Genomic DNA, 12,958 nt, shown 5'->3' on the forward strand with positions numbered 1-12,958 from the left:
GAAGTGGTTAACTAAGGTTGGAATTTTTTAACTTTTGTGGCGCACGGCGATTTCGCATGGGGAAGAGGCATGCATTCGGCGGAAAAAGGGAGGTGACATTCCGCCGGAATTTATTTGACGTTTACGCGCACGTCAAATATTGTCATCCCATATTGGCCGGATCGGCTCCGGCTTTCACGATGCGGAGGAACATCGGTAATGCCTGTTTACAAGGCCCCAGTCAAAGACACGCTTTTTATTCTGAACGACGTTCTTGGCCTCGAGCGGTATAACAACCTGCCCGGCTTCGAGGATGCAACCCCCGACATGATCGAGGCGATCACCGGCGAGGCGGCAAAGCTTGCCGAAGAGCGGCTTTTCCCTCTCAATCTTTCCGGCGACCAACAGGGCTGCAAGCGTGCCGATGACGGTTCGGTTTCCGTGCCTGATGGTTTCAAGCAGGCCTATGACGCCTATTGTGAAGGCGGCTGGATCGGTCTTGCCGTTCCGCCGGAATTCGGCGGGCAGGGGCTACCCTACACGCTGCATGCCGCGATCGGCGAATATATGTCGTCCGCCAACCTGTCGCTGATGATGTATCCCGGCCTGACGCAGGGCGCCATCGCCGCCGTTCTCGTGCACGGCACGCAGGAACAGAAAGAAACCTATCTGCCGAAGATGGTCGAAGGCACGTGGTCCGGCACCATGAACCTGACGGAACCCCATTGCGGCACCGATCTCGGCCTCTTGCGCACCAAGGCGGTTCCGCAGGGCGACGGCAGCTACAGGATTTCCGGCCAGAAGATCTTCATTTCGGCCGGCGAACATTCCATGACGGATAATATCGTCCATCTGGTGATTGCCCGCATCGAAGGCGCGCCAGAAGGCACCAAGGGCATTTCGCTGTTCATCGTGCCGAAGTTCCTTGTGAAGGAAGATGGTTCGCTCGGCGAGCGCAACGGCGTCACCTGCGGTGCGATCGAACACAAGATGGGCATTCACGGCAACGCCACCTGCGTCATGAACTACGACGATGCAACGGGTTACCTGCTGGGCGCGGAGAACAAGGGTCTCTCCGCCATGTTCGTGATGATGAATGAGGCCCGCCTCGGCGTCGGCCTGCAGGGGCTTTCGGTTGGCGAGATCGCCTATCAGAACGCTGTCGAATATGCCCGCGATCGCATTCAGGGCCGCTCGCTTTCGGGTGCGAAATTCCCCGAAAAGAAGGCCGATCCGATCATCGTGCATCCCGATATCCGCCGCACGCTGATGACCATCAAGGCCTATAACGAAGCCGGTCGTGCCTTCCTTCTGTGGACGGCGCTGCAATCCGATATCGCCCACCGTTCAACCGATGAGAAAGAGCGTCAGGCGGCGGATGATCTGCTCAGCCTCGTGACGCCGATCCTGAAGGGCGTGTTGACCGACAAGGGCTTCGACCATGCCGTCATGGCGCAGCAGGTCTTCGGCGGTCACGGCTATATCGAGGAACACGGCATGAGCCAATATGTCCGCGATGCGCGTATCACCATGATCTATGAGGGCGCCAACGGCATTCAGGCGCTCGATCTGGTCGGCCGCAAGCTCGGCATGAATGGCGGCCGCGCCGTCATGGCTTTGTTCAAGGAAATCGGGGATTTCTGCGAGGAAAACCGCGCCGACGAAAAGCTTGCCCTTTACACCAAGGGTCTGAAGAAGGGCTTGAACGACCTTCAGGCCGCAACCATGTGGTTCATGCAGAATGCCATGGCCAAGCCCGACAATGCCGGTGCCGGTTCGACCGACTATATGCACCTCTTCGGCATCGTGGTGCTGGGTTACATGCAGGCCCGCATGGCCAAGGCCGCGAGCGAAGCCCTTGCGACAGGTAGCACTTCGGACGAGGATTACCTCAAGACCAAGCTTGTCACGGCGAAGTTTTACATGGAGCGCATCATGCCGGAAACGGCGCTGCGCAAGGCCCGCATCGAAACCGGCGCGGACACCACGATGGAACTGGCTGCGGAAGCATTCTGACAGGGCGTTTCAAGCGCCGAGGGAGAGAGTTAATGACCGACGTTTATATCTACGACCATGTCCGCACCCCGCGCGGACGCGGTAAGAAGGATGGCAGCCTGCACGAGGTGCCCTCCGTTCGTCTTGCCGCCAAGACGCTGGAAGCCATCCGCGACCGCAACGGGCTGGATACATCTGCTGTCGATGACATCATCATGGGCTGCGTCGATCCTGTCATGGATGCCGGTGCGGTGATCCCGAAAGCCGCCGCCTTCGAGGCCGGTTATTCCAACAAGGCGCCGGGCATGCAGATCTCGCGCTTCTGCGCCTCGGGTCTGGACGCCATCAATTTCGCGGCCGGTAAGGTCAAGGCGGGGTCTGACGATATCGTCATCGCCGGTGGCGTGGAAAGCATGTCCCGCGTCGGCATGGGCATGTCGGGCGGCGCCTGGTACATGGACCCCTCGGTCAACTTCCCCGCCTTCTTCATGCCGCAGGGCGTGTCGGCCGATCTCATCGCCACCAAATACGGTTTTTCCCGTGACGACGTCGATGCCTATGCTGTCGAAAGCCAGAAGCGCGCCGCACATGCCTGGGAAAAGGGCTATTTCAACAAGTCCGTGATCCCGGTGAAGGACCGCAACGGCCTGACGATCCTCGATCGCGACGAGCATATGCGTCCCGGTACGGACATGCAGGCGCTGGCCTCCCTCAACCCCTCCTTCCAGATGCCGGGTGAAATGGGCGGCTTCGAAGCCGTCGGCATCATGGCCCACCCGGAAGTGGAGCGGATCAACTACGTGCATCATGCCGGCAATTCGTCCGGTATCGTTGATGGCGCTGCTGCCGTGCTGGTTGGTTCGAAGGCGGGCGGCGAGGCGATGGGCGTGAAACCGCGTGCCCGCATCAGGGCTTTCGCCAATATCGGTTCCGATCCGGCGCTGATGCTGACCGGCCCGGTGGATGTGACCGAGAAGCTTCTTAAAAAGACCGGTATGAAGATTGCGGATATCGATCTTTTCGAACTCAACGAAGCCTTCGCCGCCGTCGTGCTGCGTTACATGCAGGCTTTCGATATCAGCCACGACAAGATGAACGTCAATGGCGGCGCAATCGCCATGGGCCATCCGTTGGGCGCAACGGGCGCGATGATCCTCGGCACGGTGCTGGACGAGCTGGAGCGGCGCGATCTCAACGTGGCGCTCGTCACGCTCTGCATCGGCGCGGGCATGGGCACGGCGACCGTGATCGAGCGGGTTTAAGAGGCTTCGGCTGATACCGCAACGGCTCCTCCGTCATCCTCGGGCTTGACCCGAGGATCTATCCCCGGTGCTTAGATCCTCGGGTCAAGCCCGAGGATGACGGAGAAAGCGAAGCGGCCATTAAGATTCAGGGAAGAGGAATCCCAAAATGAGCACTTATACCAATTTCACCATCGAGACAGACGCAGACGGCATCGCCCTTGTCACCTGGGACATGCCGGAAAAGTCCATGAATGTCTTCACTTCCGAGGTGATGGACGAACTGAACGCCATCGTTGACGCAACTGTCGCCGACGCTGCCGTCAAGGGTGTTGTCTTCACCTCCGGCAAGAGCACGTTTTCCGGCGGTGCCGATCTTTCGATGATCAAGTCGATGTTCTCCTTCTACAATGACGAGAAGGCGAAGGACCCGGATCAGGCAGCCGCCAAGCTGTTCGAACTGGTCGGCCGCATGACTGGCCTGTTCCGCAAGATCGAAACCAACGGCAAGCCGTGGGTTTCGGCCATCAACGGCACCTGCATGGGCGGCGCTTTCGAGCTGTCGCTCGCCTGCCACGGCCGTGTCGCGTCGAGTGCCAAGAGCCTCAAGATCGCCCTGCCGGAAGTCAAGGTCGGCATCTTCCCCGGTGCCGGTGGCACCCAGCGCGTGCCGCGCCTCACCGATGCGCAATCGGCGTTGCAGATGATGACCACGGGCCAGTCGCTGACCGGCGCACGGGCCAAGGCCATGGGGCTGGTGCATCAGGTGGTGGAGCCGGATCAGCTTATTTCCGCTGCCAAGCAGATGATCAAGGACGGCCTGAAGCCGGTTGCCCCCTGGGATGAAAAGGGCTTCAAGGCGCCCGGCGGCGGCATCTGGACGCCGGCCGCCGCTCAGCTCTGGCCGGCCGCTCCGGCGATCCTGCGCCGTGAAAGCGCCGGCAACTATCCGGCAGCACTTGCCATTCTGAAGTGCGTCTATGAGGGCCTGCAATTGCCCTTCGATACGGCGCTGAAGGTAGAGCAGCGTTATTTCACCGAAATCCTTCGCTCGAAGGAAGCCTTTGGCATGATCCGCTCGCTGTTCGTTTCCATGCAGGAGTTGGGCAAGGGCGCCCGCCGCCCGGCCGGTCAACCTAAGACGGAATTCAAGAAAGTCGGCGTCGTCGGCGCGGGCTTTATGGGTGCGGCTGTCGCTTATGTCACAGCCGCAGCCGGTATCCCCGTTGTGCTGGTGGATCGCGACCAGGAAGCGGCCGACAAGGGCAAGGGCCATTGCGAAGAAAGCGTCAAGGCCGCCATCGGCAAGGGCAGGCTGACGCAGGACGAAGGCAAGGCTTTGCTCGACCTCGTCACCCCCACGGCGGATTACACTGCATTGTCTGACGCCGATCTCGTCATCGAGGCCGTCTTCGAAGACCGCGACGTGAAAAAAGCCGTCATCCAGGCCGTGGAAGCCGTGTTGCCTGAAGGAGCGATCTTCGCCTCCAACACTTCCACCCTGCCGATATCAGGGCTTGCGAAGAACTCCAAGCGCCCGGCGGATTTCATCGGCATCCATTTCTTCTCGCCGGTCGAGAAGATGATGCTGACGGAAGTGATCCTCGGCAAGGAAACGGGCGACAAGGCGCTCGCCGTGGCGCTGGACTACGTGGCGAAGATCAAGAAGACGCCGATCGTCGTCAACGACACGCGCGGCTTCTTCGTCAATCGCTGCGTGCTGCGCTACATGGCGGAAAGCTATGACATGCTGATCGAGGGCGTGCCGCCCGCCATGATCGAAAACGCCGCGAAATTCGCCGGCATGCCGGTCGGTCCGCTGGCGCTGAACGACGAGGTGGCGATCGATCTTTCCTACAAGATCCTGAAAGCCACGGTTGCCGATCTCGGTGAAAAGGCCGTCGATCCGCGCCATATGGAGCTGGTGAAGAAGCTTGTGGAAGGCGAGGGCCGTTTTGGCCGCAAGAACGCCAAGGGCTTTTACGATTACCCGCCAAAGCCCGCCAAGAAGTCCCTCTGGCCCGGCCTGAAGGATCTCTATCCCCAACAGAAGCCTGAAGATATCGATATGGAGGTGCTGAAACAGCGCTTCCTGGTCACGGTGGCGTTGGAAGCCGCCCGCACGGTGGAAGAAGGCATCGTCACCGACCCGCGTGAAGCCGATGTCGGCTCCATCCTCGGTTTCGGCTTTGCGCCCTACACCGGCGGCGCGCTCTCCTATATCGACGGCATGGGCGTGAAGAATTTCGTGGCGCTCGCCGAGAAGCTGAGCGAGAGCTATGGCCAGCACTTCAGGCCGACGCCGCTGCTGGAGGACATGGCTGCCAAGGGCGAGACATTCTACGGACGTTTCGATCCCTATGCCAGCACCGCGAAAGCGGCATAAGCCTTCAAGGCGAACAAGTGAACAGGCCCTTCGGGGCCTGTTTTTTTATGTCGCTTTATGTGCATCCTTTGCCCGGCTGAGGCGTTGAAAAGGCGAGATCGGGCGAGGAACGCCCGGCTAACCCAAAAACGCCTCAGGAGACAGCGATGAAAGCACCACTGCGATCTCATGGTTTCGACAAGCCGACCGACCTTGAAGACCATCTGGCTGAGCTGGACGAAGAGGCTGCGGAGAAGAAGGTCGAAAAACCCGCTGCCCGACAGGCGCGTGCTTCCGCCACGACGGAACCATCGATACGCGCAGAATTGGACGATCTCCGCAAACAGCTGGAAAAAATTCGCCGCGATGTGAAAAAGCTGGAGGCCGCCTCCCATCCGGTCCGCCATAAACCCGCAGATATCAGGCACGACAAGGACCGCGAGAATTCGCGCCTGATGACGGTGGTGCGCTCCGTTGCCGTCACCTCGCTCGCCAGCCGCATCTTCGCTTCCTCCCCCGTCGTGGCGGCGCTGGTGGCCATCGTGCCTTTCGCCCTCGGCCTTGCCGCACGCCACAGGGAAGGAGCTTGAGCAGCCAGCCCTTCCGCTGCCACCGCAAAGGCGACGCGGCTCGTTGTGGAAAGCGTCGGCTGGGACGGGCCAAGAGGTGGTGCTGGCTTTAGCGGAGGATGAATGCAGTGCTGTCGACGCATGATTTGTCCTCTACCGAGCCTGTATTCCAGCCATCCACAGGCGCCGTGAAAAAACTGTCAAAAAACTTCGCCATGGCGCTTGCCATGTCCGAACAAGATGTTATAACCCCGCTCACTTTCGGGGCACCAAAACGGCCCCGCCCGCCAAAAGCGGAGGTTCTTCAAGGACCTGAAGTGCCCGGATAGCTCAGTTGGTAGAGCAGCGGATTGAAAATCCGCGTGTCGGTGGTTCAAATCCGCCTCCGGGCACCATTCTTCTCAATTATATTGTTTATGAGTTGACTGCGTGCCGGGTTTTCCCGTTTGCGATGTGTAGCCAAGGATTTCGATCAGTGGCTGTCTATCATGTGGTTTTGCACGGACCGGCCATGTGTGGCGTTGTGCTTGCCCCTCGCTCAGGCATCTTGCTTGGAGATGCTGGCCGTTACGACTGGACACATGAAATTCCGGCGCGCAAATCGGATATCGTGAATGGCGTAAGGACAGCCCGCAGCAGGAGAGTTTCCCTGACCTTCAGGAAAGCGATTCACGCAAAAACTCCCTGAGTCGGGGGAGGGGGCTAAAGATGCTCCCGATTATCCGAATTCTGCTCCGCCCGATCCCGATAAAGTGCTGCGCGCCCTAGCAGCATCAGGGAAACCGGCGTCGTCACCGTCACGAAGATGCCGATGAATATCTCGTGGAAGGCGAAGCGGTCGCCGGAGACGGAGAAATAGATGATCGAGGCCATCACGATGCCGCCGGTGCCCCAGCTGGTGCCGAGCGTGGGCGCATGCAGGCGCTCGTAGAAGCTGTTGAGCTTGGCAAAGCCGATCGTGCCGATCAGCGTCAGCGAGGCGCCCAGGAGGACGAAGAATGCCACGAGGATGGCGGCCCAGAGCGGGAATTCTGCAGCACTGTTCATTCGATCACCTCGCCGCGCATCATGAATTTGGAAAGGGCAACGGTGGAGACGAAGCCGAGGATCGCGATCAGCAGCGAGGCCTCGAAATAGATGTCGTTGCCGGTGCGCAGGCCGAATGTCAGCAGGAGCAGCATGGCGTTGACATAGAGCGTATCCACGCCCAGCACCCGGTCCTGGGCGCGCGGCCCGATCGCGATGCGATAGACGGAAATCGTCATGGCGATGGCCAGCATCAGCTGCGCGAGCGAAAATGACCAGAAAAGGATAATCGAACTCATTCGAATATCTCCATCAGCAGTTTTTCATATCGGTTCTTGATAAGGCTAATCCAGGCCGCCTCATCCACATCGTCGAGAACATGCAGAAGAAGCGTGCCCTGGCTGGAATTATATTCGAGCCATGCGCTTCCGGGTGTCGAGGTCAGGATCGTCGCCAGGACGGCCAGCCCCATCGGATCGCGAATATCGAGCGGCACCGCCAGGAAGCCGGATTTGCGGTCTCTTTCGCGCTGGAACAGAATGATCTTCACGACCGAAATATTGGACCTGACGATGTCGTAAAGCACGATCACGATCAGCTTGACGAGCTTGTGCCAGTTGCGGATACGCGGCTTGGCCGGCCTGAGCGACGCCATCGCCCAGGAGGCAATGAGGGCGACGCCGGTGCCGAGCAGCAGATGCCCCGCTGAAAAACTGTTGATCGTCATCCAGAAGAAGATCAGCGAAACCGTCAGCAGGGGGTAGGGCAGGACACGGCTCATCATGGCTGCGCCTCCGGGTTCGTTCCCGCTCTCGGGGCGGAAATGACGCCCTGAATGTAGCTCGCCGGCAGATCGAGAATACGGGCTGTCTCCTGCATATAGCGCATCACCGGCCCGGCCTGCACTGTCATGGCAAGTGTCAGTCCAAGCAGCAGCATGATGGGCGCGATTTCGATGACGAGAACACGCGGCACGGTTCCTTCGATGGAGGCCCAGAAGGTGCGGATGCCGGCGCGGGTCATCGAGATCAACGAGGCGAAACCGGCAAAGATGATCAGGAAGACGAGCCACCAGGAAAGCGTGGAAACGCTGTCATTGGCGCCGAGCCCCGAAGGATTGAGAATGGCGGGCAGCATCGAGAATTTTGCGATGAAGCCGGAAAGCGGCGGCAGGCCGGCCAGCAAAATGCCACAGGCCGCAAAACACGCACCGAGCACCGCGATCGTACCGGGCATGGTCACGCCGACTTCTTCTTCCTCGTCTTCTTCTTCGCCCTCGCCATAGGCTTCCATGGTCACGGCAAGAACGTTCGCGCCCGCATCCTGCCCGCGCTCCACCAGTTCGATCAGCATGAAAAAGGCGCTGATGGTCAGTGTGGAGCTGACGAGATAATAGAGCGCGCCGGCGGCAATCGTCGGGTTGCCGGTGCCCATGGCGGCGAGAAGCGTTCCCGAAGACACCAGAACCGAAAACCCGGCCAGCCGGCCAAGCGCCTGCGACGCCAGAACGCCGATGGCCCCGAAGATGATGGTGGCGATGCCGCCGACGAGCAGGGCATCATGGCCGAAACCGGCGGATTCCCCCGCCGTCTGTCCGAAAAGCAGGAAGGACAGGCGGGCGATGACGTAGATGCCGACCTTGCTCATGATCGCAAACAGCCCGCCGACAGGCGCGGAAGCGGTGCCATAGGCGGAAGGCAGCCAGAAATTGAGCGGCCACATGCCGGCCTTGACCAGAAATGCGATGCCGAGAACCGCAGCGCCGGTTTCAAGTAGCATGCGCTGGTCCGGGTTGAGGCCTTCGATGCGGTGGGCAAGGTCGCCCATGTTCAGCGTGCCGGTGACGCCATAGATGAGGCTGACGCCGATCAGGAAGAACAGCGCCGCGACGAGGTTGATGGCGATGTAATGCAACCCCGCCTTGACGCGCTGCTGGCCGGAACCATGCAGCAAAAGGCCGTAGGAGGCCGCCAGCATGACCTCGAAGAAAACGAAGAGGTTGAAGAGGTCGCCGGTCAGAAACGCGCCGTTGACGCCCATCAGCATCATCTGGAACAGCGAATGGAAATGCGCGCCCGCCTTGTGCCATTTCGCCAGCGAATAGATCAGCGACGGAATGGCCAGCAGCGCCGTCAAAAGCACCATCAACCCGGAGAGGCGGTCGGCGACGAGCACGATGCCGAAGGGGGCCGGCCAGTTGCCGAGCAGATAGACGCCGCTCGAAACCACCGCCGCGATCTCGGTATTGACCGTCGAATTTACCTCACGGAACAGCAGGATGGCGACAACCAGCAACAGGACGGTCGAGGTGAGACTGATGGCGGCTTTTGCCACGCGCTGGCGCTCGTCGAAGAACAACAGGAGTGCAGCGGTGATCAGTGGCACCAGAATGGGCGCGATGACGATGTGGAAGGGGAATGACATCATTTCGTTTCCCTCCCGTCCACATGGTCGGTGCCGGTCAAGCCGCGCGCGGCAAGCAGCACGACGAGGAACAGCGCCGTCGTCGCAAAGCCGATGACGATTGCCGTCAACACCAGCGCCTGCGGCACGGGGTCGGCGAGCGTGGAACTGTCGACACCGTTGACAAGGACCGGCGGCGCATTGGTCTTGATGCCGCCGACGCCGAAGATGAACAGGTTGACGGCGTAGGACAGCAGCGAAAGCCCGACGATGACCTGATAGGTGCGCGGGCGCAGAACCAGCCAGACACCCGAGCCGGTCATGACGCCGATGGCGATTGCAAGAATGAGTTCCATTACACGTCCTCCGCTTTTGCGGCTTCAGGCGTGCGAACGCGGTAGTTACGCAACGATTGGTGTGCCAGTGCTATAAGAATAAGAACGGTGGAGCCGACGACCAGCGAGAACACGCCAAGGTCGAACAGCAGGGCGGACGCCGTCGGCATTTTCCCGATATAGGGTATCTCCGTATACTGGAAATACGAGGTCAGGAACGGGTAGCCGAAGAACCACGATCCGATCCCGGTTGATGCCGCCATCAGCAGGCCGAAGCCCATCCAGCGCAACGGCAGGATGCGAATGCGGTCCTCCGCCCAGCGTGCGCCGCCGGCCAGATATTGCAGCAGGAAGGCGATCGCCATGGTGATGCCGGCTGCAAAGCCGCCGCCGGGCAGATCATGCCCTCGGATGAACAGGAAGATCGAGAAGGTCACGATGACCGGGAACATCCACTGCATCACGATGGACGGGACATAGAGATAGTCGCGGACGGTGTCGCCCTTGCTGCGGTCCGGCTGTTCGGCATCGAAGGCGTTCTGCATCTGCTGCTGTTCCGGCACCCCGATGCTTTCATGCGCGGGGCGGAAACGGCGAAGCAGCGCAAAGACGGTCAGCGCCACGATCGCCAGCACCGCGATTTCGCCGAACGTGTCGAAGCCGCGGAAATCGACGAGAATGACATTGACGACATTGGTGCCGCCGCCTTCGGAATAGGCGCGCTCCAGGAAATAGGTCGCAATCGCATTCGGCACGGGCAGGGTCATCACGGCATAGGCGATGACGGACATGCCGATACCGCTTGCGGCGGCCAGCAGGAAGTCACGGGCGCGGCGAAGCTGTGCTGGCAACTCGTCGCTGCTGTCGACCTTCTCGAAACGTTTCGGCAGCCATCTGAGACCGAGCAGGATGAGAACCGTGGTGACGATTTCCACCAGCAGCTGGGTGATTGCGAGATCCGGCGCGGAAAGCCAGACGAAGGTAAGGCAGGTGACGAGGCCGGAGACGCCGAGCATGATGAGGGCGGCGAGGCGGTGATATTTCGCCTGCCAGGCTGCACCCATCGCGGCGATCATGCCGATCAGCCACAGGATGGCGAAGATCGGATCGAAGGAGGTCACGCGCGGCAGCGACAGTGAAAATTCCGAAAGGAATAGCGGTGAGAAACCCGCAAGAAGCGCCACGAGGATCAGAAGCCGCAGCTGCGGCTGCAAACGCCGGGTGCCGAGCGTGCTTTCCAGCCACCGCGCCCACTTCCAGGACACGGTGACGAGAATGCGCTCGAAGATGCGCTGGCCCCGCAAATGCCGGAAGATTGGCGGACCGTCGTCGCAGCGTGAGAAATAGCCGCCGAGCAGAACGTAGATCGTAACGCCGCCGACGAGTGCAGCGATACTCATGATGAGCGGCAGGTTGAAACCGTGCCAGATCGACAGGCTGTAGACGGGCGTCTGCGGGCCGAGCACGGAGAGCACGGCCGAATGCAGGAACGGGCCGATCGACAGGCTCGGAACGATGCCGACGATCAGGCAGGCGAAGACCAGGAACTCGATCGGGAAACGCATCCAGCGCGGCGGCTCGTGCGGATTGGGGTTCGGCAGGTCGACGGGCTTGGGACCGAAAAAGACCGTGTGGATGAAGCGCAGTGAATAGGCGACGGCAAACGCGCCGGACAATGTCGCGACATAGGGCAGCGCCCGATCCAGCAGCGAGTCGGCGTGGGTTTCGACGGACTCGGCAAAGAACATTTCCTTGGAGAGGAAGCCGTTGAACAGGGGTACACCGGCCATTGCCGCACTTGCCGCCATGGCGAGCGTCGCGGTTGCTGGCATATAGGTGTAAAGCCCGCTTAGTCGCCGCATGTCGCGGGTGCCGGTTTCATGGTCGATGATGCCGGCCGCCATGAAAAGCGAGGCCTTGAAGGTGGCATGGTTGACCATGTGGAAGATGGCCGCAACCGCCGCAAGCGGACTGCCGAGGCTGAGAAGCGTGGTGATGAGGCCAAGATGGCTGATGGTCGAATAGGCGAGCAGCCCTTTCAGGTCCTGCTGGAACATGGCGAAATAAGCGCCGAGCAGCAGCGTGATGACGCCGGCCACGCCCACCAGCCAGAACCATTCCGGTGTGCCTGCCAGCACTGGCCAGAACCGCGCCAGCAGGAAAACCCCTGCTTTCACCATGGTCGCCGAATGCAGATAGGCCGAAACGGGCGTGGGCGCGGCCATGGCGTTGGGTAGCCAGAAGTGAAACGGAAACTGCGCGCTCTTCGTCAACGCGCCGCCCAGAATGAGGATAAGCGCGGGCAGATAAAGCGAATGGGCGCGGATTGCGGCGCCGGCCTCGATAATCCTGTCGAGATCGTAGCTTCCCGCCATGTGGCCGAGGATCAGCAGTCCGGCAAGCAGGCTGAAACCGCCGATGCCGGTCACGGTCAGTGCCATGCGTGCGCCGTCACGCGCGCCGGCGTTCTGGTGCCAGTAGCCGATCAGCAGGAACGAGAAGATGCTGGTCATCTCCCAGAAGATCGACAGCAGGATGACATTGCCGGACAGGACGATGCCGAGCATCGAACCCATGAAGGCGAGCAGAAACGCGAAGAAACGCGGGATCGGATCTTCGGCCGACATGTAATATCGGGCGTAGAGGACCACGAGCAGACCGATGCCGGTAATGAGGATCGCGAAAATCCAGGCAAATCCGTCCAGCCGCAGGGTGAAATTGAGCCCCAGCTGCGGCAGCCATTCCACGTCGTATTTCAGCGCGCCGCCGTCACTGACGGTCGAATAAAGAAACATGCTGGCGACAAGGCCGAAGAGGGCGACGGCGCCTGCGACGGAGGCCGGACCGGCGGCCGCACCGTCGCGCGGCATGAAAGCCGTGAGAATAGCGCCGACGAACGGCAATGCGACGATAAATGGAAGAATGGTTGCAAGTGTCATATGCGGCGGCGGGTTTCTCTCTGGAATTGGAGCCTACGGCGGGTTTCCGACGACTCCGATCCCTCAAGGTTCACAAGAAACCGAATGATGAGGACCGCCGGAATGG

General features: G+C 60.6%; 10 protein-coding genes and 1 tRNA gene. 5 read left to right on the top strand and 6 right to left on the bottom strand.

The window, feature by feature from the left end; all coding sequences use genetic code 11:
* Positions 1-198: 198 nt before the first annotated feature.
* From RS75_RS16615 to RS75_RS16635, 5 genes are all read left to right on the top strand, one after another.
* Positions 199-1,995, top strand: coding sequence for an acyl-CoA dehydrogenase C-terminal domain-containing protein (locus RS75_RS16615; RefSeq protein WP_045022264.1), 1,797 nt, complete (start codon positions 199-201; stop codon positions 1,993-1,995).
* A 32-nt stretch (positions 1,996-2,027) separates the two neighbouring features.
* Entirely contained in the window at positions 2,028-3,236 is a 1,209-nt protein-coding gene (locus RS75_RS16620; protein WP_045022266.1) for an acetyl-CoA C-acetyltransferase, read from the top strand.
* A 148-nt stretch (positions 3,237-3,384) separates the two neighbouring features.
* The gene (locus tag RS75_RS16625) at positions 3,385-5,601 is read left to right on the top strand and encodes a 3-hydroxyacyl-CoA dehydrogenase NAD-binding domain-containing protein (RefSeq protein WP_045022268.1); all 2,217 of its coding nucleotides are present in this window, start codon (positions 3,385-3,387) and stop codon (positions 5,599-5,601) included.
* A 146-nt stretch (positions 5,602-5,747) separates the two neighbouring features.
* Complete coding sequence (locus RS75_RS16630) at positions 5,748-6,170, top strand: hypothetical protein (protein ID WP_045022270.1); 423 nt, start codon at positions 5,748-5,750, stop codon at positions 6,168-6,170.
* A 298-nt stretch (positions 6,171-6,468) separates the two neighbouring features.
* Positions 6,469-6,544 (top strand) — tRNA-Phe (locus tag RS75_RS16635).
* A 307-nt stretch (positions 6,545-6,851) separates the two neighbouring features.
* Here the strand turns inward: RS75_RS16635 and mnhG are convergent.
* The 6 genes from mnhG to RS75_RS16665 are packed head-to-tail and all read right to left on the bottom strand — an operon-like array spanning position 6,852 to position 12,852.
* The gene (mnhG, locus tag RS75_RS16640) at positions 6,852-7,196 is read right to left on the bottom strand and encodes a monovalent cation/H(+) antiporter subunit G (RefSeq protein WP_045022272.1); all 345 of its coding nucleotides are present in this window, start codon (positions 7,194-7,196) and stop codon (positions 6,852-6,854) included.
* Positions 7,193-7,474 (bottom strand): K+/H+ antiporter subunit F, encoded by a 282-nt coding sequence (locus RS75_RS16645; RefSeq protein ID WP_003514989.1) that lies wholly within the window; start codon positions 7,472-7,474, stop codon positions 7,193-7,195. Before RS75_RS16645 ends, mnhG begins: the two co-directional genes overlap by 4 nt.
* Positions 7,471-7,959 carry a Na+/H+ antiporter subunit E gene (locus RS75_RS16650; protein ID WP_045022274.1) on the bottom strand — a complete coding sequence of 163 codons (489 nt, stop codon included), beginning with the start codon at positions 7,957-7,959 and terminating at the stop codon, positions 7,471-7,473. The genes RS75_RS16645 and RS75_RS16650 overlap by 4 nt, the downstream gene beginning before the upstream one ends.
* The gene (locus RS75_RS16655; RefSeq protein WP_045022276.1) at positions 7,956-9,602 is read right to left on the bottom strand and encodes a monovalent cation/H+ antiporter subunit D; all 1,647 of its coding nucleotides are present in this window, start codon (positions 9,600-9,602) and stop codon (positions 7,956-7,958) included. The genes RS75_RS16650 and RS75_RS16655 overlap by 4 nt, the downstream gene beginning before the upstream one ends.
* Positions 9,599-9,934, bottom strand: a complete 336-nt coding sequence (locus RS75_RS16660; protein WP_045022277.1) for a Na+/H+ antiporter subunit C — start codon at positions 9,932-9,934, stop codon at positions 9,599-9,601. The genes RS75_RS16655 and RS75_RS16660 overlap by 4 nt, the downstream gene beginning before the upstream one ends.
* Positions 9,934-12,852: a monovalent cation/H+ antiporter subunit A gene (locus tag RS75_RS16665; RefSeq protein WP_045022280.1), complete on the bottom strand. Its 2,919-nt coding sequence runs from the start codon at positions 12,850-12,852 to the stop codon at positions 9,934-9,936. Before RS75_RS16665 ends, RS75_RS16660 begins: the two co-directional genes overlap by 1 nt.
* Positions 12,853-12,958 lie beyond the last annotated feature (106 nt).

The organism is Rhizobium nepotum 39/7, from assembly GCF_000949865.1.
Classification (GTDB): Bacteria; Pseudomonadota; Alphaproteobacteria; order Rhizobiales; family Rhizobiaceae; genus Agrobacterium; species Agrobacterium nepotum.